Raw genomic sequence first — 23951 nt, 5'->3', positions numbered from 1 at the left:
CCCGCAACCGTCGCGACTTCTGCACGCCGCCACGCATCTCGTAAGCGGGAGTGCGGCTAACGTCACGGGCGCTTACGAGACGAGCAACCAGCCCCGCGCTACTCGTAAGCGGGAGTGCGGCTAACGTCACGGGCGCTTACGAGACGAGCAACCAGCCCCGCGTGCACACCCCGCAACCGTCGCGACTTCTGCACGCCACCCCGCCGCGCCGACCCGCGCCGGTCAGGCGCTGACCGGCCGCACCGCCGCCTGATCGACCTGTCCGACATCGCCGGTCTCACCGGCCAGTGCGGCACGGCGGCCGAGCACGAAAACGTAGGCGAGGAAGGCGATCTCGGCGAGTATGCCGATGCCGATCCGCGCCCAGGTCGGCATCGGCGACGGCGTCACGAACGCCTCGATGATGCCGCTGACGAGCAACACGCCGACCAGACCGATCGCCACGATCACCGTCGCGCGGCCCTCGTGCGCGAGGGAGTCGGAGCGGGTGCGCGCACCGGGCTCCACCCAGGACCAGAACAGTCGCAGCCCGGCGCCGGCTGCGACGAAAACCGCTGTCAACTCGAGGATTCCGTGCGGCAGGATGAGTCCGAAGAACTCTCCCCCGTGGCCGTAGGACACCATGATGCCGCCGGAGATGGCGACGTTGACGACGTTCTGCCAGAGCAGGTAGACGACGGGTGCGCCGAGCACCCCGAAGGCGATGCAGAGCGCGGCGACCCAGACGTTGTTGGTCCACACCCGGGCCGCGAAGTCGGTGGCGGCGTATTCGGAGTAGTAGTCGCGGAAGTCGCCGTTCACCAGCTTCTTCGCCTGCTCCGGTGAGACGAAGGACGTCTGCACGTCGGGGTTGCGGGCGATCCACGCCCCCATCACGAACGCGGCCAGGATGCTGGCCGCGGCAGCACCGATCCACCACCACCGCGCCCGGTAGAGCACCGCCGGCAGTTGCCGCACCACGAAGTCGGCGACCGACGACCAGGAGGCCGTGCGCCGGCCGAGCGCCGCGGTGCGTGCCTTGGCGAGCAGCGTCGAAAGGTATTGCACGACAGTCGGATCGGGCGCGGCGGACCGAATCACCGACAGGTGGGTGGCGACGCGCTGGTAGAGATCCAGCAACTCGTCCGCCTGGGCGCCGGTGAGCCGTCGTTGCGCGCCGAGCACCCGCAACCGCTCCCACTCGGCGTGATGCGCCATGACGTAAGCGTCCAGGTCCACGGGCTCAATATATGGTGCTGACATGTCCGCGCCGAGCACGCAGCAACCGCCCCGGCGGCTGCGCGGCGCCGAGAAGGACCTGATGATCACCGGCGAGGCCGTGCTGATCGACGTGCCGTCGGCGCCCCTTCCGACCCGGGTGGTCGGCGCGGTGATCGACTGGGCCGTCTACGTCCTGCTCTTCGTGGGCCTGATCCTGCTGCTGAGCCTGGCCTCCGGCGGCGCCAGCGACGCGACGTTCAGCACCCTGGTGCTGCTCTCGATGGTGCTCTGCCTGCTGGTGATCCCGGTGACGGTCGAGACACTGACCCGAGGCCGGTCGCTCGGCAAGCTGATCATGAAACTGCGGGTCGTGCGCGACGACGGCGGACCGATCGTCTTCCGGCACGCCTTCGTGCGCGGCCTGCTCGCGGTCGTCGAAATCTGGACCCTGCAAGGCATCCCCGCGCTCGTCGCCGCCGCGAGCAATGCCCGCAGCAAACGCCTCGGCGACCTGGCCGCCGGCACGTATGTCGTGCGCGAGCAGACCGGCATGAAGCTCGTGCCGCCGCCGCAGCCCCCGCCATACCTGCGGGCGTGGGCGCAGAGTGCCGACATCGCGCCGCTGCCCGACGGGGTCGCGCTCGCGGTGCGGCAGTTCCTGATCCGGCGCTGGACCCTCTCCCCCGCCGCCCGGGCCACCCTCACCGACAGTCTGCTGGGCCAGGTGCAGCCGCTGGTGTCGCCGCCACCGCCGCCGCACACCAACCCCGAGGACTTCCTCTCCGCGGTGCTGGCCGAGCGCAGCGCCCGCGACGGCGTGAAACTGCGGCGGGACAACGGGATTCGCGCGCGGCTGCTGCCACCCGACGCGCTCTGAGCGCGTGGTCGGTCAGTCGTAACCCGGCTTGATCACGTCGTCGATGATCGCCAGCCGCTCGTCGAAGGGCAGGAACGCCGACTTCATCGCGTTGATGGTCGCCCAGCGCAGGTCGTCGACGGTCCAGCCGGCCTCGTCGACCAGCAGTTGCATCTCCTGCGACATCGACGTGCCGCTCATCAGCCGGTTGTCGGTGTTGATGGTCACCCGGTAGCGCAGGTCCTTCAGATGCGTGATCGGGTGTGCCGCAATCGAATCCGCCGCTCCGGTCTGCAGATTGGACGACGGGCACATCTCGAGCGGGATGCGCCGGTCGCGCACGTATGCCGCGAGCAGCCCCAGCTTGTCGGCGCCCGCGTCATCGGTGGAGATGTCGTCCATGATGCGCACGCCGTGCCCGAGTCGCTCGGTGCCGCACCACTGGATCGCCTCCCAGATGCTCGGCAGGCCGAACGCCTCACCGGCGTGGATGGTGAAGTGAGCATTCTCGCGGCGCAGGTATTCGAACGCGTCGAGGTGCCGCGTGGGCGGGAAGCCCGCCTCCGCGCCGGCGATGTCGAAGCCGGCGACGCCCTGGTCGCGGTAGCGGACCACCAGCTGCGCGATCTCGGTGGACTTGGCCGCGTGCCGCATCGCGGTGAGCAGCGCGCGCACGACGATGCGGTTGCCCGAGGCGCTTTCGCCCTCGCGGAAGCCCTCGTTGACCGCCTCGACGACCTGCTCGAGCGTGAGCCCACCCTCGAGATGCTGCTCGGGCGCATAGCGGATCTCGGCGTAGACGACGCCGTCCTCCGCCAGGTCCTGGGCGGCCTCCGAGGCGACCCTGCGCAGCGCGTCCGCCGTCTGCATGACCGCGACCGAGTGGTCGAACGTCTCCAGGTAGCGCTCGAGCGACCCGGAGTCGGCGGCCTCGCGGAACCACCTGCCGAGCGCCTCGGGGTCGGTCGTCGGCAGGCCCACGTAACCGTTCTGTTCGGCCAGCTCGACGATCGTCGCCGGGCGCAGACCCCCGTCGAGGTGATCGTGCAGCAGCACCTTCGGCAACGCCTTGATCTCGGGGCGGATCACGGCCTGCTCACTCATCGCGGTGCGCCGTCTCGGGGTTGAACGCCGGCAGGCACACGGCCAGGTAGTCGGCGCCGGCCGGTCCGCACGAGTAGCGGATGCGCTCGCCGGCCGTCGTCCTGACGCTCTGTCCCGCATCGACCGTGGTGCGTTCGCCGTCGCCGTGCTCGACGATCACCTGACCGCGCAATACGACGGTGAACTCATCGAACTCAGGGGTCTGGAACGGCTCGTCCCAGCCCGCCGGCGCCACCATGTGCGCCACACTCACGCGCTGCTCACCGGTGCTCGCCAGGCCGATGTGCTCGTCGATGATCTTGCCGCCGGGGACCGGGATGCGCACCGGCTCGGGATAGAGGTCAACCATTGCTTCAGGCTATCCGGTCGATGACCAACGGCGTTGTGTCTGCGACGGATTCACCGATCGTCCAGGATCCTTGCAGCGCCTCCTCCGCCCGGGCGAAACGCTCGGGCGTGTCGGTGTGCAGGGTGAGCAGCGGCTGACCCGCGGTCACTCGCTCCCCCGGTTTGGCATGTATGACGACGCCGGCCCCGGCCTGCACCGGGTCTTCCTTGCGGGCGCGGCCCGCCCCCAGCCGCCACGCGGCGACCCCGACGGCGAGCGCGTCGAGCCGCTGCAACACGCCGCTCTCGTCGGCGGTGATGACCTCGTGCTCGGTGGCGACCGGAAGCGGAGCATCGACGTCACCGCCCTGCGCGGCGATCATCCTGCGCCATACGTCCATCGCGCGGCCGTCGCGGAGAGCCTCTGCCGGGTCGACATCGGATTTGCCTGCGGCTGCGAGCATTTCGCGAGCGAGGGTCACGGTCAGCTCGACGACGTCGGCGGGACCGCCCCCGGCGAGCACGTCGATCGACTCCTGCACCTCGAGCGCGTTGCCCGCGGTGAGACCGAGGGGCGTGGACATGTCGGTGAGCAGCGCGACCGTGGTCACGCCGGCGTCGGTGCCGAGGTCGACCATCGTGCGGGCGAGTTCGCGCGCGTCGGCGGTGGACTTCATGAAGGCGCCGCTGCCGACCTTGACGTCGAGCACCAGCGAGCCGGTGCCCTCGGCGATCTTCTTGCTCATGATCGAGCTGGCGATCAGCGGGATCGCCTCGACGGTGCCGGTGACGTCGCGCAGCGCGTAGAGCTTCTTGTCGGCCGGCGCCAGCCCGGAGCCGGCCGCACAGATCACCGCCCCGACGTCATCCAGCTGCCGCATCATCGCCTCGTTGGAGAGGCTCGCCTGCCAGCCGGGGACCGACTCGAGTTTGTCCAGCGTGCCGCCGGTGTGCCCCAGCCCGCGACCCGAGAGTTGAGGCACCGCAACGCCATACACGGCGACGAGCGGCGCGAGCGGCAGGGTGATCTTGTCGCCGACACCGCCGGTCGAATGCTTGTCGGCGGTCGGCCTGGACAGCGAGCCGAAGTCCATGCGCTCGCCGGAGGCGATCATCGCGGCGGTCCACCGGGAGATCTCGTCCCGGCTCATCCCGTTGAGCAGGATCGCCATCGCGAGGGCCGACATCTGCTCCTCGGCGACCACGCCGCGGGTGTAGGCGTCGATGACCCAGTCGATCTGCTCCGGGGCGAGCGGCTGCTTGTCGCGCTTGGCGCGGATGACGTCGACGGCGTCGAACTTCTCACTCATGCAAGGATCTTGCCAGGGCAGGGGAACCGGTCGTCACGCCGGTGCGTCAGTCCCATCGATGCCTCGACATCCACACCACGCACCGTCATCCAGGAGGGGAACATCATGAAGATCTTCACGCGCACCGCGGCCGCCGCCATGCTGGTCAGCATGCCGATCGCGCTCAGCGCCTGCGGCGGCAGTGGCGGGGGCAGCAAGCCGAGCAAGGACGAGGTGAAGGCCGGTTACGTCAAGGCGATCAAGAAGGAGGGCGGCAGCATGGCGTCCTCGGTGCCAGACGCCACCTTCAACAAGCTCGCCGACTGCATCTTCGACAAGAGCTACGACAAGGTCAGCGCCAAGACGCTCAACGCGATCAAGAGCGGCAACACCTCGGAGAAGATCGACTCCAAGGACGAGAAGACGCTGACCGACGCCACCGACAGCTGCAAGTCCACGGTGACGGCCCGCTGACGACCGTCCCGACATCGCCGGCGGAGCCGGTGCCGGCTGCGATGCAACCGGCACCGGCTCCGCTGCGTCCAACGGCCGGTCACGAACGTCCCGCGAAAGTGAGAACACCCATGCGCTCGATCACCCCCGCCTCGCTCGGCGCAGCCGCGGTGCTGCTCGTGCTGCCCGTCGGCCTGACCGGCTGCAGCTTCGGATCGTCGTCGGCGGACAAGGCGCCGGTCTCCTCGAGTGCTGCCGCTCCGTCGTCGCAGCCCTCCGCCGCGCCGGGCACGGGGTCCGGTGAGGCCGCCTCCGGCAAGCCCACCAAGGAGCAGGTGAAGACCGGGCTCAACGACTACTTCGTCGGCAAGGGTGTCCCGCGGGCGTTGATGAGCAACGTCGCCGACTGCGTCGTCGACGACGGCTACGACAAGTTCTCCGACACGACGCTGCGAGCGCTGCAGTCCGGGCAGATCGACAAGCTCAACCCGCTCGACGCGGCCACGCTCGCCTCGACCACCACGACGTGCCTGGCGAGGGGCGCGGGCAGCGCCGTGCCCAGCGTGAGCTGAGGCCGGTCAGTCGCCGGCGACGTGCTCCAGGTCGGCGGTGCCGAAGGCCTGCGGCAGCACCTGCTGCATTGTCCACACGCCCTCCGGCGTGCGCAGCTGACACTCGGGTCCGCCGTGTTCCCAGAGCAATTGGCGGCATCGGCCGCACGGCATCAGCGCCTCGCCCTGCGCGTTGACGCAGGACACCGCGACCAGCCGGCCACCGCCGGAACGCACCAGCTCGCTGACCATGCCGCACTCGGCACAGAGCGTCACGCCATACGCCGCGTTCTCGACGTTGCAGCCGGAGACGACCCGGCCGTCGTCGACCAGCCCGGCCACCCCCACCGGGAAGTGGCTGTATGGCGCGTACGCCGTCCGCATCGCCTCGATCGCCGTGTCGGTCAGCGCGTCCCAGTCGATCACCCGATCTCCCGGCACGCTCAGCCCTTCACGTAGGGCTCGCCGTCGGCGGCGGGTGCGCGCACCCGCCCGACGAGTCCGGCGACGGCGAAGATGGTGGCCAGGTAGGGCAGCATCTGCAGCAGGTTGGAGTCGATCTTGACCGGGGTCGCAAGCAGCGACAGCGCGGTCTGCAGGGCGCTGGCGAAGCCGAAGAAGATCGACGCGCCGAGCGCGCCGCGCGGTGTCCAGCGGCCGAAGATGAGCGCCGCGAGCGCGATGAAGCCCTGTCCGGAGGTCATGTTCTTGTTGAACTGCCCGACCGAGCCGATCGTGAGCGCGGCACCGGCGAGGCCGGCGATGCAACCGCCGAGGATGACGTTGCGGTAGCGCAGCCGCAGCACGTTGATGCCGACCGTGTCGGCGGCCTTCGGGTGCTCACCGACCGCCCGGGTGCGCAGGCCCCACCGGGACCGCAGCAGCATGACGTCGATGACGATCACGATGACGTACATCAGGTAGGTGATGATCGTCTGGTTGAACAGCAGCGAGCCGATGACCGGGATGTCGCCGAGCAGCGGGATCTTGATCGGGTTGAAGACCGACGGCTGGTTGGTGCTGGTGGCGTCGTTGGCCATGACCGCGTCATAGAGATAACCGGTGAGGCCGAGGGCGAAGGCGTTGATGACCACGCCGAGGATCACCTGGTTGACGGTGAACTTGATCGCGAAGACCGCGAGCAGCGCACCGGCCAGGCCGCCGATGACGACGGCCGCGAGCAGCCCGAACCAGTTGCTGGCGATGGTGCCGAAGAGCGCACCGGCGAACGCGCCGAAGAGCATCTGCCCCTCGATCGCGACGTTGATGACGCCGGTCTTCTCGCACATCAGGCCGGCCATCGAGCCGAGGATCAGCGGGGTCGCGAGGAAGAGCGTCTGCTGCAGCAGCGAGCCGACCTGCACCGACTGCTTGCCCTCGGTGCCGGCCCAGGTGAGGAACGCGACGATGAACAGCAGCGCGACCGCGATGCCGACGAAGCGCAGCGCCCGCTTGCCGAAGCCGCGCACGATCTGCACCGCGCCCAGCGCGATGATCACGATGCCGCAGGCGATGATCAGGCCCGTGCCGGGCACCGAGAAGGTCGGCACGGTGATGCCCGCGCCGGAGCCGTTGAGGTCGAACTTGGTCGACGACGAGCCGGCCGACTTGCCGAGCAGGACGGCGGTGACGAGGCCGACGACGACGATCGCGGCACCGATGCCGATGCGGCGGGACGGTGACATCGGCACCTCGACCAGGCGCTGGGTGACGACCTCGCCCGGCGCGACCTCGACCTGTTCGACGGAGTGCTGGCTCATCCGTTCCATCCCTTCGCGAGCACGGCGGAACCGCCTGCGGAGCTACGGCGCAACCGGAAGATCAACCGGATCAGACCGGGCGCGGCGATGAAGATGACGACGAGCGCCTGCAGCACCTGCACCAGGTCGGGCGGTGTCGACGTCGACGCCTGCAGTTGCCCGCTGCCGGCGGTCAGCGCGCCGAAGAGCAGACCCGCCCAGAGCGTGCCCCACGCGGTGCCGCGACCGAGCAGCGCGACGGTGATCGCGGTGAACCCGACGCCGCCGTCGACGCTCGCGGTCACCTGGTAGTTGTTGGCGCTGCCGAGGATCTGCGACACACCGGCGAGTCCGGCGAGCGCGCCCACCACGACCATCACCCAGATGTATGTCGAGGAGACACTCATCCCGGCGGTGCGTGCGGCGTCCTGGTTGGCGCCGACCGCGCGCACCCGGAAGCCGAACGTGCCGTACTTCAGCAGCCACCAGACGAACACCGTCGCGAGCACGGCGAGGACGAAGGAGAAGTTCACCCGCAGGTCGGAGCCGAACAGGTGCCAGAACTGCGCGTTGTCGTCGACCGTGCGCGAGACGGCCTGGCTGAACGGCGGCGCCTGGAACCACGTCTCGGTGAGCAGGAAGTTGACGAAGAACACCGCGATGTAGTTGAGCATGATGGTCGTAATGACCTCGTGCGCACCGGTTTTCGCCTTGAGCACGCCGGCGAGCGCGGCCCAGATCGCGCCACCGACGATGCCGCCGACGATCGCCACGACGATGTGGATGCCGGCGGGCAGGTCCCACGCGAAGCCGATGTAGCCGGCGAGGGCCGCCGACATCAGGATCTGTCCCTGGGCGCCGATGTTGAACAACCCGGCGCGGAACGCGAGCGTGACCGACAGACCGGCGAGGATCAGCGGGGTCGCGTAGACCAATGTCTCGGAGATGGGTGCCAGCTTCTGCCCGGCGTTCGGGTTGTAGATCGCGCCCTGGAAGATCGCCAGGTAGGCATCCCGGACGGCCCAGCCGGCGGCGTTGAAGGTGTCGGCCGGCGCGGCGGTGAAGTACTTCATCGCGTCGCGGGTCGGGCCGTCGGAGGCGATGATCAGGATCGCGCCGACGATCATCGCGCAGATGACCGCGAGCACGGTGACCACCGCGGGGTGGTCGCTGCGCAGGATCTGCGTGATCGTCTCGCGGGTGCGGTCGTCGCCGCTCTCCGCGCGCTTCAGCTCGGTGTCGCCCTGCACCGCCGACTGCTCGCCGGTCTCCTCGGCCTTGGGTTCGCGCTTGCTCAAGTCCGGCCCGTCGCCGCCGGTGCTCATGCTGTCTCCTTGGTTTCCGTCGAGGCCTGTCCAGCCATCAGCAGACCGAACTCCTCCGCCGACGCGGTGGGCGGGAGTTCGCCGATGATCTTGCCGCCGTACATCACCCCGACCCGGTCGGCGAGGCCGATGACCTCGTCGAGCTCGGTGCTGACCAGCAGCACCGCGGTGCCCTGGTCGCGTTCGGCGACGAGTCGCTTGTGCACGAATTCCTGTGATCCGACGTCGACGCCGCGGGTCGGCTGGGACACCACGAGCAGCTTGAGCGGTCGGGACATCTCCCGGGCCAGCACCACCTTCTGCTGGTTACCGCCCGACAGGGTGGACGCGGCCGCATCGGCACTTTGCGTGCGCACGTCGAACTCCTCGATGCGCTCGGTCGCGTTCTTGCCGATCGCGCCCAGGTTCAACGAGATTGCGCTGCCGAAGGGCTTCTCGTCATACGTGTCGAGGACGAGGTTCTCGGCGATGCTGAAGCTGCCGACGAGGCCGTCGTGCATGCGGTCCTCGGGCACGTAACCGACCCCGCGGGCGAGGATGTCGTCGGTGGAGGAGTCGGTGATGTCCGCCCCGTCCAGCCGGATCGTGCCGGCGGCGGGCTCGACCAGGCCGACGATCGCCTCGGTGAGTTCGGACTGGCCGTTGCCCTGCACACCGGCGATCGCGTAGATCTCGCCGGCCTTGACCTCCAGGCTCACGTCGTCGACCAGCACCTGCCCGGTCGGCGCCATCACCCGCAGGTTGTCGATGTCGAGCACGGTCTCGCCCGGCTGCGCCTCCGCCTTGTCGACCTGCAGCTGCACCGGGCGGCCAACCATCAGCGCGGCGAGTTCGGCGGCGGTGGCCGACGGCTCCGCCTGGCCGACGACCTTGCCGCGGCGGATGACCGTGATCGTGTCGGCGATCGCGCGCACCTCGCGCAGCTTGTGGCTGATGAAGACGATGGACGTGCCGCGCTCCTTGAGCGAGCGCATGACGTCCATGAGGTGGTCGGTCTCCTGCGGCGTCAGCACGGCGGTCGGCTCGTCGAGGATGAGCACCTTCGCGTCGCGCGCGAGCGCCTTGAGGATCTCCACGCGCTGCTGGATGCCGACCGGCAGGTCCTCCACGAGCACGTCGGGGTGGACCTCCAGGTGATAGTCCTGCGACAGCTGCCGCACCACCTTCTCGGCGCGCTTCTCATCCAACATGCCTGCGGCGCGGGTGTATTCGTCGCCGAGCATGACGTTCTCGGCGACACTGAGCACGGGCACGAGCATGAAGTGCTGGTGCACCATGCCGATGCCGGCGCGCATCGCGTCCCCCGGGCCGGAGAAGCGCTGCGGCACGTCGTCGATGAGGATCTCGCCCGCAGTCGGCTCGTAGAGCCCGTAGAGGACGTTCATCAGCGTCGATTTGCCGGCGCCGTTCTCGCCGAGCAGTGCGTGGATCTCACCCGGCTCGACGACCAGGTCGATCTGGTCGTTGGCCGTGAATGTGCCGAATCTCTTGGTGATCCCACGCAGTTCGAGCTTCACCGGTCGTCCTCCTCGGGGCGGTTTCGTCCTACACGCCTGCCGTCAAGTCAAACAGAACAGGCAGCAGGGTGGGCGCAGCGACCGCTGCGCCCACCCTGCTCACTACATCACTTCGGCTGGCTCGGCGAAGTGACCTTGATCTTGCCCGAGGTGATGTCGGCCTTGACCTGCTCGATCTCCTTCTTCAGCTCGGCCGAGACCTTGCCGTCGAAGTTGTGGTAGGGCGCGAGGCCGACACCGTCGTCCTTCAGGGTGCCGACGTAGTTGCCGGTCGGGAAGCTGCCGTCGGCGGCCGCCTTGAGGTAGGTCTCGACACCACCGGAGAGGTTCTTGGTGGCGCTGGAGATGAAGTACTGGCAGTAGTTGGCGGCGCTCTCGCAACCGTCGGTGTCGACCCAGATCAGGTTGAGCTTGCCGCCCGAGGCGGCAGCTGCCGCACCGGCGCCGAGGCCGGACGCGCCGGCGACCGGGAAGACGATGTCGGCGCCCTGGCTGACCATCGCCTGGGTGATCGACTTGCCCTTGTTCTGGTCGGTGAACGAGCCGGAGAAGGTGCCGCCCTTCTGGTTGGTCTCGTTCCAGCCGAGCACCTTGACGCTCTTGGACTTCTGCTTGTTGTAGTACTGGACGCCCTCCCAGAAGCCGTCCATGTAGATCGTCACCGGCGGGATCGACAGACCGCCCCAGGTGCCGACGGTGCCGGACTTCGTCATACCCGCGGCGAGGTAACCGGCGAGGAAGCCGGCCTGCGCGGTGTTGTACTCGATGCCGTACATGTTGGGCATGCCCTGGCCGGAGTTGTCGATCTCGGCGAAGTGCACCTTCGGGAACTGCTGGGCGGCCTTCTTCATCGCATCGCCCATGAGGCCACCGACACCGACGACGGTGTCGCAGCCGCCTTGCGCATATTTGGTCAGGTTGGGGGTGTAGTCGCTGCCCGAGTTGGACGGCACGTACTTCACCGAGATGTTCGGGTTGGCCTTGCTGGCGGCCTGCATGCCGGCCCAGGAGTTCTCGTTGAACGACTTGTCGTCGACGCCACCGGTGTCCAGCACCATGCAGGCGCTGAGCTTCTTGCCCGACGCGCTGCCCTGGCTGCCGCCCGCGGCCGACCCGCCGGAGTTCTGGGCGGGCTTGCTGCCGCACCCTGCCAGTGCCATTGCCGCCACGGCCCCCACGGCCGCAATCTTGATCACCGGACGCACGGTGTCTCCTTCGTCTAGTTCAAATGTTGCCGCGGCTGCCGGTGGGCTGCCGAGCCCGTGTGACGGACCGCTGCCGCAGGTCGCGGAGGTGGGCCAAGGCGCAAGGTTAGCGGCGTCACACCGGGGTTGTCTCCCGGATGTCGCCGGGCTGCGACCGAACCGTTATTAACTGCTCAGTAGCGCGGCCACCGCGAGCATTCGGGCGCCGGCGGCGATCGCCGCCTCGTCGATCACCAGGTCGCCCTGGTGGAGCTCGTAGGTGTGGCCTCCCGGGGTGCGCGTGCCGAGCCGGGCCATCGCCCCCGAGCAGCTCTCGAGCAGCCAGGCGAAGTCCTCACCGCCGAGCGACTGGCGGGTCGGCACCGCCGCGTCGTCGCCGAGCGCCGCCGAGCACGCCCTGCGCAGGAGCGCCACGGCCGACGGGTCGTTGACGACCGGCGGCACGCCGCGGATGTGCTGCACCCGCGCGCTCACCTGGTATGGCGCAGCGATCTCCTGCGCGAGGCGCTCCACCAGACCGTCGAGGCGACGCCATTCCTCGACGTCGAGGATCCGCAGGGTGCCGAGCGCGTGCCCGGTGGCCGGGATCACGTTCGCCGCGTTGCCCGCGTCGACCTGTCCCCAGACCAGGGCGACCCCGGCGCGCGGGTCGAGCCGGCGGCTGAGTGCAGCGGGCAGGTCGGTCAGCAGCTTCGCCAGGGCGAAGGTGAGATCCGCGGTCAGGTGCGGTCGTGAGGTGTGCCCGCCGGGCCCGGTCAGCGTCACGTCGATCGCGTCGCACGCCGCGGTGATCGGCCCGTCGGCGAGGCCGACCGTGCCGACGTCGATGCTCGGGTCGCAGTGGACGGCGAGCACCCGGTCCACGCCCTGCATGGCACCGGCGTCGACCAGGTCGTGCGCGCCGCCGGGCATCACCTCCTCGGCCGGCTGGAAGAGGAAGCGGACCGCGAGCCCCCGCTCGATCAGCGCCGGCTCGATGGCCTTGAGCGCGAGCGCCGCGCCGAGCACCACCGCGGTGTGCACGTCGTGGCCGCACGCGTGGCAGATGCCGGGCACCGTTGAGGCGTAAGGCAGTTCGCTGCGGTCGGGCACGGGCAGCGCGTCCAGGTCGGCGCGCAGCGCGACCCGGTGCTGCGGGTCCGGGGCGCCGACCTCCGCCACCAGGCCGGTGTGCGGCAGGTCGGTGACCGCGATGTCGTGCGCCCGCAGGGTGTCAGTCAGGAACGCCGTCGTCCGGGTCTCGGTGCGCGCGATCTCGGGGTTGGCGTGCAGGTCGCGCCGCCACAGCACGAGCTGCGGCACCAGACGGTCGACCTCGGCCAGCAGGGCTCGGGTCGTCGCCGTCGGGGTCGCAGGATCGGCTGCAAGATCGCTCACAAAATCTTGATGGTATGCCGCCACCCAGCACGCGCGTCGGGCGCGTCACTCACCGGACGGCCTCAACCGACGGCACTCACCGCACGACGAGCACGAGGAACGGCGACAGACCGCGCTCGGTCCGGCGTCCCCGCTCGGCGAGGATGTCGGTCGCCACCTCGCGGGTGGCCTCGTCGAGGGACGCGGCGCCGCGCCAGAGCACGAGGACGCCCGGCGTCGCGTCGACGTCGGTGAGCGAGTCCTCCAGCGCGTCCCAGTTGTCACCGAACCAGTCCGGCAGGTCGAAGGCACTGCGGCATACGGCCAGGAAGGCGGCCTTGTCGTGTGCGTCGCGGGTGTCGAGCTCGACGATCCGCCAGTCGTTTTCACGAGCGAGCCGCTCCGCGGCGGCCGCATCGCTCGTGCGGTGTATGCCGGAGCTCGCGCTCTCGATCAGACTCTGCACACCGGTCACTGGACGATCCTCCGGAAGCTGTCGTAGTGGTCGCTGGTGTAGTAGAGCGTGCCATCCTTGCCGGCGATGATCCGGCGCGCGCCGCGGTCCTTGGATCCCGGTGTCACCACTGTGTATTCGCGGTAATAGCCGGAGGGTTCGCGGGGCAGGATGCGCTCGCGGTTGCCGAAGACTGCGCCGTCCTGCCCGTAGGGGTAGGGACCGCCCTGGGCGATCAGGGCCATGGTCGCCCGCGCCTCGCGAGGCAGGTCGCCCGCGCGCACCGTCGGCAGGCCGTCACGCCGCCCGGAGTCGCTGGCTGTCGCCGGGAGGGTGCCGTGACTGCTCGACGCGTCGCTGCCCGAGGTGCTACCGAAGCAGCCGGCCAGCACACAGAGCAGCGTGATGAGCACGAGCAGCCCGAAGACTGCCGGGATGAAACCATCGCGAATCTGCTTGGCGCGCTGGAACATTCGGCCAGGCTAGCCGTTCCGGCCCAGGGACGGTCCGACGACACCGGCGAGTCCGGCACGAAGCTGCGGCGCACCGGGGTCATCGCAGGGTGTCACTGGAGGGCACGGTTGAGCTCGGCGACCAACGCGGGACCGCGGTAGATGAACCCGCTGTAGACCTGCACGAGCGAGGCACCGGCGTCGATCAGTGCCTTCCCGTCGTCGGCGGTCATCACTCCCCCGACACCGATCACGGGCAGCTGCGAGCTCTGCGCCACGCGGCCCACGACATAGCGCGCCCGCCGGGTGAGGGGAGCGCCGGACAGTCCGCCCGCCTCGTCGGCGAGGGGCAGGTCCCGCCCGGCGATGCCGTCACGGCTCAGCGTGGTGTTGGTCGCGATGATGCCGCTGGCGTCGGCGCGCTGGGCGACCTCGAGCACGTCGTCGATGGCCTCGTCGGTGAGGTCGGGCGCGATCTTGACGAAGATCGGGGTGCCGCTGCGCTCGGTGGTGGCGACGACGAGTTCGGCGAGCAGTTCGGCGAGCGGCTCTTTGTCCTGCAGGGAGCGCAGCCCGGGCGTGTTGGGACTGGAGACGTTGACCGCGAAGTAGTCGGCGTAGTCGTCGAGCGCGGCGAGGCTCGCGAGGTAATCGGCGGTCGCCTCCTCGACCGGGGTGGCCTTGGTCTTGCCGATGCTCACCCCGACCGGGATGCCGATCGGGCCGGCCTGCTTCAACCGCTCGGCGAGAGCCTGCGCGCCGTCGTTGTTGAAGCCCATCCGGTTGATGATCGCGTCGCTGCCGCGCAGCCGGAAAAGCCGCGGCTGCGGGTTGCCGGGCTGCGCCTGCGCGGTGACCGTGCCCAGCTCGACGTGCCCGAATCCCAAGTGTTCCCAGGCCTTCACACCGACGCCGTTCTTGTCGACGCCGGCCGCAAGCCCGACCCGTCCGGGGAAGGTGACGCCGGCCACCTCGACCGGCTTCGTCGCGACCCGGAGCGCACGGTCCAGGGCGCGCAGCGCCGTCGGTCGCTCGCCGAGCTGCTCCATGCGGGACAGCGTCGCGTGGTGCGCGGCTTCTGCGTCTCCCCCGCCGATGCGGAACAGCGTCGGCCGGACGGCCGCGCGGTAGCTTGCGTCGAGCACACGGGTCCGCAGGTCCATGCGCGCGAGTTTACGGATCAGTCGTCAGGTCAGGTCTGCCCGGCCGTCGGCCTTGAGGCGTTGCACGACCCGCTTGACGTCCTGCGCGCGGGCGCGGGTGGTGACCAGCACCGCGTCGGAGGTGTCGACGACGATGATGTCCTCGACTCCCAGCGTGACCACGACCCGGCCGGAGCGCGGCGCGATGACGCCGGTGGTCTCCTGTGCCACGACATACTCGGGCTTGCCGAGCACCTTGACGCCGTCGGCGGATTCGGAAAGCAGGGAGGCGAGCGAGTCGAAGTCGCCGACGTCGTCCCAGTCGAACTCGCCCGGTATGACGGCCACCCGCCCGTCGGCGGCCGCGGGCTCGGCGATGGCCTTGTCGATCGCGATCTCGGTGAGGCGTGGCCACAGCTCGGTCAGCCGCAGCGGGTTGCCGGCGATGGCCCGCAGGTCGGCCGCGAGCCCGGGCTGATATTGGTCGAGCATCTCCAGCAGCGCGGTCGCCTTGAAGACGAACATGCCTGCGTTCCAACGGTAGTCGCCGCTGTCGAGGTAGGACTGCGCGGTCGTGGCGTCCGGCTTCTCGACGAACGACTCGACACCGTGCGCTCTCGGAGCGCCCTGCACATCGAGCTCCGACCCGAGTTTGATGTAGCCGAATCCGGTTGCCGGGCTTGTGGGTTCGATGCCGATCGTGACGAGCATCCCGGTCTGGGCGACCGCCACCGCCTCACGGACGCTGCGGCGGAACGACTCGTCGTCGCGGATCACATGGTCGGCCGCGAACGAACCGATGATGGCGTCGGGGTCACGCTGCGCGAGGATCGCGGCGGCGAGGCCGATCGCGGGCATCGACTCCCGCGGTGACGGCTCGACCAGCAACGAGTCGATGCCGAGGTCGGGCAGCTGCTCGCGCACCTCCTCGGCGTGCCGCAGGCCGGTGACGATCAGCAGGCGCTGCTCGGAGAGGGGCGCCAGCCGGTCCACGGTCCCCTGCAGCAGCGACCAGCCGGATCCGGTCAGGTCGTGCAGGAACTTCGGGGAGCCGGATCGGGAAAGCGGCCACAGCCGGGTGCCCGATCCTCCCGCTGGAATGACGGCCCAGAAACCGTCGATCGGCCCCTCCGAGATCTCAGACATGGGGCTGACGTTAAACCATGACGTTCATATGACGCTCACTGGACCGGCCGACTGCGGTTCACCGCGATTCCACCCGTCACGCCGACGCTGAGGGTCGTGCGAGTAGCGATCGTGACCGAGTCGTTCCTGCCGACCCTCAATGGCGTGACCACGAGCGTGTGCCGAGTGCTCGACCATCTGGCCGACACCGGGCACGAGGCGATGGTCGTCTGCCCCGGCCCCGCGCCGGCGGCATACCGCGGATTCCCGGTCCGCACGGTGCGCGGCGTCACCGTCCGCGGCTTCCGGGTCGGCGTCCCGACCTTCGAACTGGAGCGGATCCTCGCCGACTACGCGCCCCAGGTCGTGCACGCGGCATCACCCTTCGGGCACGGCGCCCGCGGGCTCGCCGCCGCGCGCAACCTCGGGCTGCCGTCGGTCGCGGTCTACCAGACCGACATGCCCACCTACCTCGCGCAGCACGGCGGACCGATCTCCGGCGGCGTCGAACGGGCCACCTGGCGCTGGCTGCGCCACCTGCACTCGCTCGCCGACATCACGCTCGCGCCGAGTTCGACCACGCTGCAGGAGCTGAACGACCACGGCATACCCCGCACGGCGCTCTGGGGTCGCGGCGTCGACACCGTGACCTACCACCCGGACCGCCGCTTCGAGGAAGAGGTCGCCGACCTGCGCCGGTGCGTCGCCCCGCACGGCGAGACCGTCCTCGGGTATGTCGGGCGGCTCGCGCCCGAGAAGGAGATCCACCGGCTCGCCGAGGTCGCCGACCTGCCGCACACCTCGATCGTCATCGTCGGCGACGGCCCCTCGCGCGACCGGCTCGAGCGGCTGCTGCCGAAGGCGCACTTCCTCGGCTTCCGCGAGGGCCTCCCGCTGGCCCAGGCCTATGCGGCGCTCGACCTGTTCGTGCACACCGGCTGCCACGAGACATTCGGGCAGACCCTGCAGGAGGCGATGGCGGCCGGCCTGCCGGTGGTCGCACCCGCGGCCGGTGGCCCGCTCGACATCGTCAAGCCGGGCGTCACCGGTCTGCTCTTCGACCCCGAGCGCGACGGCGCGCTGCGCCAGGCGGTGGGCAGCCTCGCCGCCGACGAGTCGATGCGCACCCGCATGGGCGCGAGCGGCCGCCGCAAGGTCGAGCAGCGCAGCTGGGCGTCGGTCGTGGACCAGTTGCTCGACTTCTACGCGGACGCGATCAACCCGGCATACGCCCGCCGCGTCGCCTGACCGCCCGCCTCACCCCCGCCCCTCACGCTCAGCAAAAGTCGACCCTCGGCATACCGACACGCCGCAATCCGCCCGATCGGCGGCGTGTTCGTATGCCGAGGGTCGACTTTTGACGGGCCGGGCGACGGAGCGGCTCGGGCCCCCTGTGGACAACGCCCGACGGCCGATCCGGAAATCGCCGATGCTCGGACGGATGACGCATCCGTTCGACGACCGCCGACCGTTCCGGCCGGCCGACGCGAAGTCCGCCGGCATCACCAGGGCGCAACTCGTCGGCGACGACTACCAGCGAGTCTTTCGTGGCTGTTTCGTGGCGACCGGCCAGGACTTCAACCTGCTCACCAGGATCCACGCCGCGCTCGCACTCGTCCCGATGTCGTATGGCGTGAGTCATCACACCGCCGCGTCGCTCTGGGGCGCCACACCGCCCGAGAGCGCGGACGTGCACCTCGCCGTTCCGCACAAGGTGCGCTGCGAGATCCCCGGCATACGCGTGCACAGATATCGCAAGCCGCCAAAAATGGTGCACCGCAATGGGATTGGACTCACCACACCCTTGGGCACCTATCTCGATCTGGCGTCCTTCACCGAGTTGGTGCCACTCGTCGTGCTCGGTGACTCGCTCGTTCGCCATTGCGCACTCACCCCCGCCGATCTGGTCGCCGCCACCACCGGGCACGAAGGCGGTCGCGGCATCCGGCTGGCCCGCCGGGCGGCGACCCTGGTGCGCGGCAACGTCGACTCGCCGCGGGAGACGATGCTGCGGCTGTTGCTCGTGCTCGGCGGTCTGCCCGAACCGGTCGTCGATCACCGCATCCACGCCGCCGACGGCAGCCTGCTCCGCCGGCTCGACCTGGCCTATCTCGAGCAGTTGCTCGCCGTGGAGTACGACGGCCGGCACCACATCGAACGCACCGGCCAATGGCACGGCGACATTCTGCGGCGCGAGGAGTTCGAGCAAGCCGGCTGGCGGTTCGTGGTCATCACGTCACCGGACATCTGGCGCACTCCCGGCGCAACCCTCGACCGGGTCGGCACCGCCCTCCGCGAGCGCGGCGTCGTGCTCCCGCGGCGCACCGACGCGTGGCGCGCGCATTTCCCCGACCGACGCGGCCTGGCCGGCTGACCCGGCATACCCGCGCGAGACGCTCGGCAAAAGTCGACCCTCGGCATACAGACGCGCCGCGAAACCGAGGTCTCGCGGCGCGTTGTTATGCCGAGGGTCGACTTTTGACGGAGCCGGGGCGCCCGAACGTGCCCACCGAGCCGTCGGAGCCGACCGAGCCCCACCGAGCCCGTCGGAGCCCGGCCCGACCCGCCCCAGCCGGCCGTATGCCGTCAGCGGGTCAGCGCTTGGCCTTCATGAAGTCCCGGTTGAGCTGGTTGATCACGTCGAGCGGGATCTCCTTGGGGCACGCGGCCGAGCACTCGCCGAGGTTCTGGCAGCCGCCGAAGTCCTCCGCGTCGTGCTGGCCCAGCATCTTCACCACGCGGGCGTCGCGCTCGGCCTGCCCCTGCGGCAGCTCACCGAGGTGGGTGATCTTGGCGCCGAGGAAGAGCATGCCGGAGGCGTTGGGGCACGCCGCGACGCAGGCGCCGCAGCCGATGCAGGTCGCGGTGTCGAAGGCGCGGTCGGCCTTCTCCTTGCGCACCTGCAGGTTGTTGGCCTCGGGCGCGGCTCCGGTGTTGACCGACACGTAGCCGCCGGCCTGGATGACGCGGTCGAACGCCGAGCGGTCGACGATGAGGTCGCGCACCAGCGGGAACGCCTTCGCGCGCCACGGCTCGATGGTGATCGTGTCGCCGTCGGAGAAGGACCGCATGTGCAGCTGGCAGGTGGTGGTGACCTCGGGGCCGTGAGCCTCGCCGTTGATCATCAGCGAGCACATGCCGCAGATGCCTTCGCGGCAGTCGGAGTCGAACGCCACGGGTTCCTCGCCCTTGGCGTTGAGCTGCTCGTTGAGCACGTCGAGCATCTCCAGGAACGACATGTCCTCGGAAATGTCCGAGACCGGGTAGGTGACCATCTCACCCGGTGCCTCCGGTCCGGCCTGTCGCCAGATCTTGAGCGTCAGATTCACTTGTAACTCCGTTGCTTCAGCTCGATGGCCTTGTAGATCAGGTCTTCCTTGTGCAGCACCGGGGCGCCGGGCGCGCCGCTCGGCTCGCCCGCGAACTCCCAGGCCGCGACATAGAGGAAGTGTTCGTCGTCGCGCAGCGCCTCGCCGTCCTCGGTCTGGCTCTCCGCGCGGAAGTGACCGCCGCACGACTCACGCCGGTGCAGCGCGTCGATGCACATCAGCTCACCGAGCTCGAGGAAGTCGGCGACCCGGCCGGCCTTCTCCAGCGACTGGTTGAGCGTTTCGGCGCTGCCGAGCACCCGCACGTTGCGCCAGAACTCCTCGCGCAGCGAGCGGATCAGGTCGATCGCCTTGCGCAGGCCCTCCTCGGTGCGCTCCATGCCGCAGTACTCCCACATGATGTGGCCGAGCTCGCGGTGGAAGGAGTCGACCGAACGCTCACCGTTGATCGACAGCAGCGTGTCGATCCGGGACTTGACCGACTCCTCGGCCTCGCGCACCTCGGGGGCGTCCGGCGCGACCGGCTCGAACGGGCCCTGCGCGAGGTAGTTGCGGATAGTGTTCGGGAGCACGAAGTAGCCGTCGGACAGGCACTGCATCAGGGACGAGGCGCCGAGGCGGTTGGCGCCGTGGTCGGAGAAGTTGGCCTCGCCCACGGCGTACAGGCCGGGGATCGTGGTCTCCAGGTCGTAGTCGACCCAGAGTCCGCCCATCGTGTAGTGCACCGCCGGGTAGATGCGCATCGGCACCTCGCGCGGGTCCTCCCCGGTGATGCGCTGGTACATGTCGAAGAGGTTGCCGTACTTCTCGTCGATCGCCTCGCGGCTCATCCGCGACAGCGCCGAGGCGAAGTCGAGGTAGACGCCGCGGCGGAAGTCGCCGACCAGCGGGCCGACGCCGCGACCGTCGTCGCACATGTACTTGGCCTGACGCGAGGCGATGTCACGCGGCACCAGGTTGCCGAACGCCGGGTAGATCCGCTCCAGGTAGTAGTCGCGGTCCTCCTCGGGGATGTCGCGCGGGTCCTTGTCGGCGTCCTCGCGGTTCTTCGGCACCCAGATGCGGCCGTCGTTGCGCAGCGACTCGCTCATCAGGGTCAGCTTGCTCTGGTGGTCGCCGCTCACCGGGATGCAGGTCGGGTGGATCTGCGTGTAGCAGGGGTTGCCGAAGTAGGCGCCCTTGCGGTGCGCGCGCCAGGTGGCCGTGACGTTGCAGCCCATCGCGTTGGTCGACAGGAAGAAGACGTTGCCGTAGCCGCCGGAGGCCAGCACGACCGCGTCGGCCAGGTGGGTCTCGATCTCGCCGGTGACCATGTCGCGCGCGATGATGCCGCGGGCCTTGCCGTCGACGACGATGACCTCGAGCATCTCGTGCCGGGTGAACTGCTCGACGGTGCCGGCGGCGACCTGCCGCTCCATCGCCTGGTAGGCGCCGATCAGCAGCTGCTGACCGGTCTGGCCGCGGGCGTAGAAGGTGCGGGCCACCTGCACACCGCCGAACGACCGGTTGTCGAGCAGGCCGCCGTAGTCGCGGGCGAACGGCACGCCCTGCGCGACGCACTGGTCGATGATGTTGTTGGCGACCTCCGCCAGCCGGTAGACGTTGTCCTCGCGGGAGCGGTAGTCACCGCCCTTCACGGTGTCGTAGAAGAGCCGGTAGACCGAGTCGCCGTCGTCGTTGTAGTTCTTCGCGGCGTTGATGCCGCCCTGCGCCGCGATCGAGTGCGCGCGGCGCGGGCTGTCCTGGTAGCAGAAGGACTTCACCTGGTAGCCGGCCTCGCCGAGCGTGGCGGCGGCCGACGCTCCGGCCAGGCCGGTGCCGACGATGATGACCGACAGCTTGCGCCGGTTGGACGGGTTGACCAGCTTGTTGTCGAACTTCGCCGCGGTCCACTTGTCCTCGATGGGACCTTCGGGGGCCTTGGTGTCCTTGATCGGCGCGCCGAGACGGTAGAGGTCGTCGATGAGTTCAGCCATGTTGGGCGTTCCTTACTTGATTCCGCCGAAGAGGATGGCCAGCGGCGGTATGACGAAGCCGACGGCCACGACCAGTGCCACCACGGTGGCCGTGGTCTTGGCGATCTTGCGAGCGCGCGCGGTCGGCGTGAAGCCGAGCGTCTGCGCGGCGCTCCAGATGCCGTGGTGCAGGTGCATGCCGAGCGCGAGCATCGCCAGCACGTAGATCAGCGTCAGCCACCACACCTGGAAGCTGTGCACGACCAGCATGTAGGGGTCGTCCTTGATCGCGGGCCCGTTGCCGCCGTCGCCGACGTTGATCTTGGGGTTGGTGAACTGCAGGATGTGCCAGATCACGAAGAGCAGCAGGAAGAGGCCACCCCAGCGCATCCATTTGCTCGAGAACGACTGCGCGACCGACTTCTTGGCGACATACCGCTGCGGGCGGGCCGCCTTGGCGCGCTTCCACAGCTGGGCCGCGGAGTAGACGTGCAGCACGAGGCTGATGCCGAGCACGACCTCGAGGATCGTGAGCAGCCCGTGCCGCGGGAGCATCGGCTCGCCGATGGTGCGCAGGTGTTCGGAGTACTCGTTGAACGCCTGGTGCCCGTCGAACAACTTGAAAAGGTTGCCGTACATGTGGGCCAGCACGAAGAGCACGAAGATGACGCCGGTGACCGCCATGAGGGTCTTGAGGAAGACGGTGCTTCCGGCTTTGCCGGTGCGCGGCGGCTTGGAGACGGTTGAGGTTGCCACGATCTTCAGATTACGCCGGAAAGTACCTTGACATCGAAAGAAGGTCCACCTAAGTGGCGTGGGTCACATCCGCCGCGGGTGCGGTCAACGGCCGGCGAAGCCGAAGGTCTCCACCGGGCGCCACACCTGATCGTCGCCGTGCTCGTAGAGATCGAAGCCGGAAACCTCGAAGGTGCAGTGGTATGACGCCAACTCGTCGAACGCGCGGTCCAGCGCGGCATCGTCGAGACCGTGCGCGATGGTGACGTGCGGGTGGTAGGGGAACTGCAGTTCGCGCTCGACCGGCCCGGACCGCACCGCCTGCTCGAGGCGCTCGCAGCTGGCGATGCCCTCCGCCACCGCGACGAAGACGACGGGTGACAGCGGCCGGAACGTGCCGGTGCCGCGCAGCGTCATCCGGAAGGGTTGTGCGTCCTTGGCGACCCGCACCAAGTGTTCGCGCAGCCGCTCCAGCTGATCCGCCTCGACCTCGGTGGGCGGCATCAGCGTCACGTGCGGCGGCACCGCGTCGGCGAGCGGATCGCCGACATCGCGGCGCGCCTGCTGCAACTGGCCGCCGTACGGCGGCGGGATCGGGATCGACACCCCGATGGTGCTCATCGGGCGATGCTCACTTCCGGCTCACCTCTGCGCGTACTTCCAGGCTCACTCCGACGCTCACTTCTGCGTCACCGACGGCAGGAATCCGACTGCGTCATAAGCGCGTTCGAGCACGCCGGCGGCAACCGACCGGGCCCGCTCGGCGCCGCGGGCGAGGATGCGGTCGAGTTCGGCGGGGTCGGCGAGCAGTTCGTCGACGCGCGCCTTGAACGGCGCCTGCACGAGCGCGACCTGCTCGGCCACGTCGGTCTTGAGCGCGCCGTACTTGTTCTCCCCCGCGTAACGCTCGACGAGGGCGTCGATCGACTCGCCCGACAGCGCCGAGTGGATGCGCAGCAGGTTGGCGATGCCGGGCTTGGCCTCCGGGTCGAACCGCACGGAGTTGTCGGTGTCGGTAACGGCCGACTTGAGCTTCTTGGTGTTCACCTTCGGCTCGTCGAGCATCATCAGATTGCCGTTCTGGTTGGCCGCCGACTTGCTCATCTTGGCGGTCGGCTCCTGCAGCGACATGATCTTGGCCGTCTCGCCGGGGATGTGCGCCTCGGGGATGACGAAGGTGTCGCCGTAGCGCGCGTTGAAGCGCTGCGCGAGGTCGCGGGTCAGCTCCAGGTGCTGGCGCTGGTCCTCACCGACCGGCACCGCGGTGGTGTCGTAGAGCAGGATGTCGGCGGCCATCAGCATCGGGTAGGTGAACAGGCCGACGTTGGTGCCCTCCGCGCCGCGCTGGCCGGCCTTGTCCTTGAACTGCGTCATGCGCGCCGCCTCGCCATACCCGGTGATGCAGTTGAGCACCCAGGCCAGTTGCGAGTGCTCGGGCACGTGGGACTGCACGAACACCGTCGAGACATCCGGGTCGATGCCGCCGGCGAGATACTGCGCGGCGGTGACGCGGGTGCGCCGGCGCAGTTCCTCGGGCGCCGGACCGACGGTGAGCGCGTGCTGGTCGACAACGCAGAAGAAGGCGTCGAAGTCACGCTGCATGCGCACCCAGTTGACCTGGGCGCCGAGGTAGTTGCCCAGGTGCAGCGAGTCGTGCGTCGGCTGCATGCCCGACAGGATTCGCGGGGTGGCGGATTGGTCGCTCATGGAATTGTCGTGCTCTCCTCGTCGGTCGACTCCGGCGGCGATTCTCTCACCACGGCCGTATGCCGCCGACGCCCCGGGTGGCTGCGGTGGGCGCGCCCCGGTGTTTGAACGTGTTTAGATATGGGGAAAG

The 23951-nt window shown here is 69.3% G+C and carries 24 protein-coding genes; 5 read left to right on the top strand and 19 right to left on the bottom strand.

Annotated features, from left to right (window positions below; translation table 11 throughout):
- Positions 1–222: 222 nt before the first annotated feature.
- On the bottom strand, positions 223–1218 hold the full coding sequence (locus HJ588_RS12670; RefSeq protein WP_171156124.1) for a stage II sporulation protein M: 996 nt from the start codon (positions 1216–1218) through the stop codon (positions 223–225).
- 22 nt (positions 1219–1240) lie between these two features.
- Between HJ588_RS12670 and HJ588_RS12665 the strand changes: the two genes are divergently transcribed.
- Positions 1241–2077 carry an RDD family protein gene (locus HJ588_RS12665; protein ID WP_246242428.1) on the top strand — a complete coding sequence of 279 codons (837 nt, stop codon included), beginning with the start codon at positions 1241–1243 and terminating at the stop codon, positions 2075–2077.
- Between the two features lie 12 nt (positions 2078–2089).
- Here the strand turns inward: HJ588_RS12665 and HJ588_RS12660 are convergent, their stop codons facing one another.
- Genes HJ588_RS12660 through HJ588_RS12650 form a run of 3 tightly spaced genes read right to left on the bottom strand, consistent with a single transcriptional unit; the run spans position 2090 to position 4797 of the window.
- Positions 2090–3160 (bottom strand): adenosine deaminase, encoded by a 1071-nt coding sequence (locus HJ588_RS12660; RefSeq protein WP_171156122.1) that lies wholly within the window; start codon positions 3158–3160, stop codon positions 2090–2092.
- Entirely contained in the window at positions 3153–3509 is a 357-nt protein-coding gene (locus HJ588_RS12655; RefSeq protein ID WP_171156120.1) for a cupin domain-containing protein, read from the bottom strand. The genes HJ588_RS12660 and HJ588_RS12655 overlap by 8 nt, the downstream gene beginning before the upstream one ends.
- A gap of 4 nt (positions 3510–3513) precedes the next feature.
- Positions 3514–4797 carry a thymidine phosphorylase gene (locus tag HJ588_RS12650; RefSeq protein ID WP_171156118.1) on the bottom strand — a complete coding sequence of 428 codons (1284 nt, stop codon included), beginning with the start codon at positions 4795–4797 and terminating at the stop codon, positions 3514–3516.
- 105 nt (positions 4798–4902) lie between these two features.
- On the opposite strand from HJ588_RS12650, the gene HJ588_RS12645 reads away from it, so the two are divergent.
- Together HJ588_RS12645 and HJ588_RS12640 are read left to right on the top strand one after the other, a co-directional pair.
- Positions 4903–5250 (top strand): hypothetical protein, encoded by a 348-nt coding sequence (locus tag HJ588_RS12645; RefSeq protein WP_171156116.1) that lies wholly within the window; start codon positions 4903–4905, stop codon positions 5248–5250.
- A gap of 110 nt (positions 5251–5360) precedes the next feature.
- On the top strand, positions 5361–5801 hold the full coding sequence (locus HJ588_RS12640) for a hypothetical protein (RefSeq protein ID WP_171156113.1): 441 nt from the start codon (positions 5361–5363) through the stop codon (positions 5799–5801).
- A 6-nt stretch (positions 5802–5807) separates the two neighbouring features.
- Here HJ588_RS12640 and HJ588_RS12635 read toward each other — a convergent pair whose 3' ends face one another.
- From HJ588_RS12635 to HJ588_RS12590, 10 genes are all read right to left on the bottom strand, one after another.
- The gene (locus HJ588_RS12635; protein ID WP_343036707.1) at positions 5808–6221 is read right to left on the bottom strand and encodes a cytidine deaminase; all 414 of its coding nucleotides are present in this window, start codon (positions 6219–6221) and stop codon (positions 5808–5810) included.
- Between the two features lie 2 nt (positions 6222–6223).
- Positions 6224–7540: an ABC transporter permease gene (locus HJ588_RS12630; protein WP_171156110.1), complete on the bottom strand. Its 1317-nt coding sequence runs from the start codon at positions 7538–7540 to the stop codon at positions 6224–6226.
- The gene (locus HJ588_RS12625; RefSeq protein ID WP_171156108.1) at positions 7537–8844 is read right to left on the bottom strand and encodes an ABC transporter permease; all 1308 of its coding nucleotides are present in this window, start codon (positions 8842–8844) and stop codon (positions 7537–7539) included. The genes HJ588_RS12630 and HJ588_RS12625 overlap by 4 nt, the downstream gene beginning before the upstream one ends.
- The gene (locus HJ588_RS12620; protein WP_171156105.1) at positions 8841–10361 is read right to left on the bottom strand and encodes an ATP-binding cassette domain-containing protein; all 1521 of its coding nucleotides are present in this window, start codon (positions 10359–10361) and stop codon (positions 8841–8843) included. Before HJ588_RS12620 ends, HJ588_RS12625 begins: the two co-directional genes overlap by 4 nt.
- A 107-nt stretch (positions 10362–10468) precedes the next feature.
- Positions 10469–11566: a BMP family lipoprotein gene (locus HJ588_RS12615; protein ID WP_343036706.1), complete on the bottom strand. Its 1098-nt coding sequence runs from the start codon at positions 11564–11566 to the stop codon at positions 10469–10471.
- A 165-nt stretch (positions 11567–11731) separates the two neighbouring features.
- Positions 11732–12943: an amidohydrolase gene (locus tag HJ588_RS12610; RefSeq protein ID WP_343036705.1), complete on the bottom strand. Its 1212-nt coding sequence runs from the start codon at positions 12941–12943 to the stop codon at positions 11732–11734.
- Positions 12944–13019: 76 nt separating this feature from the next.
- Positions 13020–13397 (bottom strand): barstar family protein, encoded by a 378-nt coding sequence (locus HJ588_RS19795; RefSeq protein WP_212755908.1) that lies wholly within the window; start codon positions 13395–13397, stop codon positions 13020–13022.
- Positions 13394–13849, bottom strand: a complete 456-nt coding sequence (locus tag HJ588_RS12600; RefSeq protein WP_171156103.1) for a guanyl-specific ribonuclease — start codon at positions 13847–13849, stop codon at positions 13394–13396. The genes HJ588_RS19795 and HJ588_RS12600 overlap by 4 nt, the downstream gene beginning before the upstream one ends.
- A gap of 92 nt (positions 13850–13941) precedes the next feature.
- Complete coding sequence (locus HJ588_RS12595; RefSeq protein WP_171156101.1) at positions 13942–14991, bottom strand: quinone-dependent dihydroorotate dehydrogenase; 1050 nt, start codon at positions 14989–14991, stop codon at positions 13942–13944.
- A gap of 24 nt (positions 14992–15015) precedes the next feature.
- A complete protein-coding gene (locus HJ588_RS12590) occupies positions 15016–16116 on the bottom strand; it encodes a mannose-1-phosphate guanylyltransferase (protein WP_171156099.1) in 1101 nt (366 codons plus the stop codon).
- 96 nt (positions 16117–16212) lie between these two features.
- Here HJ588_RS12590 and HJ588_RS12585 point away from each other — a divergent pair, with 96 nt between their 5' ends.
- A complete protein-coding gene (locus tag HJ588_RS12585; RefSeq protein ID WP_343036704.1) occupies positions 16213–17343 on the top strand; it encodes a glycosyltransferase family 4 protein in 1131 nt (376 codons plus the stop codon).
- Positions 17344–17536: 193 nt separating this feature from the next.
- A complete protein-coding gene (locus HJ588_RS12580) occupies positions 17537–18469 on the top strand; it encodes a hypothetical protein (RefSeq protein WP_246242427.1) in 933 nt (310 codons plus the stop codon).
- Positions 18470–18689: 220 nt separating this feature from the next.
- Here HJ588_RS12580 and HJ588_RS12575 read toward each other — a convergent pair whose 3' ends face one another.
- The 5 genes from HJ588_RS12575 to trpS form a co-directional block, all read right to left on the bottom strand.
- Complete coding sequence (locus HJ588_RS12575; protein WP_171156097.1) at positions 18690–19424, bottom strand: succinate dehydrogenase/fumarate reductase iron-sulfur subunit; 735 nt, start codon at positions 19422–19424, stop codon at positions 18690–18692.
- Positions 19421–21400, bottom strand: a complete 1980-nt coding sequence (locus tag HJ588_RS12570; RefSeq protein ID WP_171156094.1) for a fumarate reductase/succinate dehydrogenase flavoprotein subunit — start codon at positions 21398–21400, stop codon at positions 19421–19423. The genes HJ588_RS12575 and HJ588_RS12570 overlap by 4 nt, the downstream gene beginning before the upstream one ends.
- A gap of 12 nt (positions 21401–21412) precedes the next feature.
- Positions 21413–22135, bottom strand: coding sequence for a succinate dehydrogenase/fumarate reductase transmembrane subunit (locus HJ588_RS12565; RefSeq protein ID WP_171156092.1), 723 nt, complete (start codon positions 22133–22135; stop codon positions 21413–21415).
- An 84-nt stretch (positions 22136–22219) separates the two neighbouring features.
- Positions 22220–22735: a 2'-5' RNA ligase family protein gene (locus HJ588_RS12560; protein WP_171156089.1), complete on the bottom strand. Its 516-nt coding sequence runs from the start codon at positions 22733–22735 to the stop codon at positions 22220–22222.
- Between the two features lie 57 nt (positions 22736–22792).
- Positions 22793–23821 (bottom strand): tryptophan--tRNA ligase, encoded by a 1029-nt coding sequence (gene trpS, locus HJ588_RS12555; protein ID WP_171156088.1) that lies wholly within the window; start codon positions 23819–23821, stop codon positions 22793–22795.
- Positions 23822–23951 lie beyond the last annotated feature (130 nt).

This window comes from Flexivirga aerilata, assembly GCF_013002715.1.
In the GTDB taxonomy this organism is placed as follows: Bacteria; Actinomycetota; Actinomycetes; order Actinomycetales; family Dermatophilaceae; genus Flexivirga; species Flexivirga aerilata.
The sequence above is the reverse complement of the archived record's forward strand: the minus strand, read 5'-3'. Positions and strand labels throughout refer to the sequence as shown.

Bases quoted from the DNA above. Each gene is read 5' to 3' on its own strand.
- HJ588_RS12595 (WP_171156101.1), bottom strand. From the start codon at position 14,991: ATGGACCTGCGGACCCGTGTGCTCGACGCAAGCTACCGCGCGGCCGTC.
- HJ588_RS12665 (WP_246242428.1), top strand. From the start codon at position 1,241: ATGTCCGCGCCGAGCACGCAGCAACCGCCCCGGCGGCTGCGCGGCGCC.
- HJ588_RS12600 (WP_171156103.1), bottom strand. From the start codon at position 13,849: ATGTTCCAGCGCGCCAAGCAGATTCGCGATGGTTTCATCCCGGCAGTC.
- HJ588_RS12625 (WP_171156108.1), bottom strand. From the start codon at position 8,844: ATGAGCACCGGCGGCGACGGGCCGGACTTGAGCAAGCGCGAACCCAAG.
- HJ588_RS12650 (WP_171156118.1), bottom strand. From the start codon at position 4,797: ATGAGTGAGAAGTTCGACGCCGTCGACGTCATCCGCGCCAAGCGCGAC.
- HJ588_RS12640 (WP_171156113.1), top strand. From the start codon at position 5,361: ATGCGCTCGATCACCCCCGCCTCGCTCGGCGCAGCCGCGGTGCTGCTC.
- HJ588_RS12570 (WP_171156094.1), bottom strand. From the start codon at position 21,400: ATGGCTGAACTCATCGACGACCTCTACCGTCTCGGCGCGCCGATCAAG.
- HJ588_RS12560 (WP_171156089.1), bottom strand. From the start codon at position 22,735: ATGAGCACCATCGGGGTGTCGATCCCGATCCCGCCGCCGTACGGCGGC.
- HJ588_RS12645 (WP_171156116.1), top strand. From the start codon at position 4,903: ATGAAGATCTTCACGCGCACCGCGGCCGCCGCCATGCTGGTCAGCATG.
- HJ588_RS12655 (WP_171156120.1), bottom strand. From the start codon at position 3,509: ATGGTTGACCTCTATCCCGAGCCGGTGCGCATCCCGGTCCCCGGCGGC.
- HJ588_RS12660 (WP_171156122.1), bottom strand. From the start codon at position 3,160: ATGAGTGAGCAGGCCGTGATCCGCCCCGAGATCAAGGCGTTGCCGAAG.
- trpS (WP_171156088.1), bottom strand. From the start codon at position 23,821: ATGAGCGACCAATCCGCCACCCCGCGAATCCTGTCGGGCATGCAGCCG.
- HJ588_RS12630 (WP_171156110.1), bottom strand. From the start codon at position 7,540: ATGAGCCAGCACTCCGTCGAACAGGTCGAGGTCGCGCCGGGCGAGGTC.
- HJ588_RS12590 (WP_171156099.1), bottom strand. From the start codon at position 16,116: ATGTCTGAGATCTCGGAGGGGCCGATCGACGGTTTCTGGGCCGTCATT.
- HJ588_RS12580 (WP_246242427.1), top strand. From the start codon at position 17,537: ATGACGCATCCGTTCGACGACCGCCGACCGTTCCGGCCGGCCGACGCG.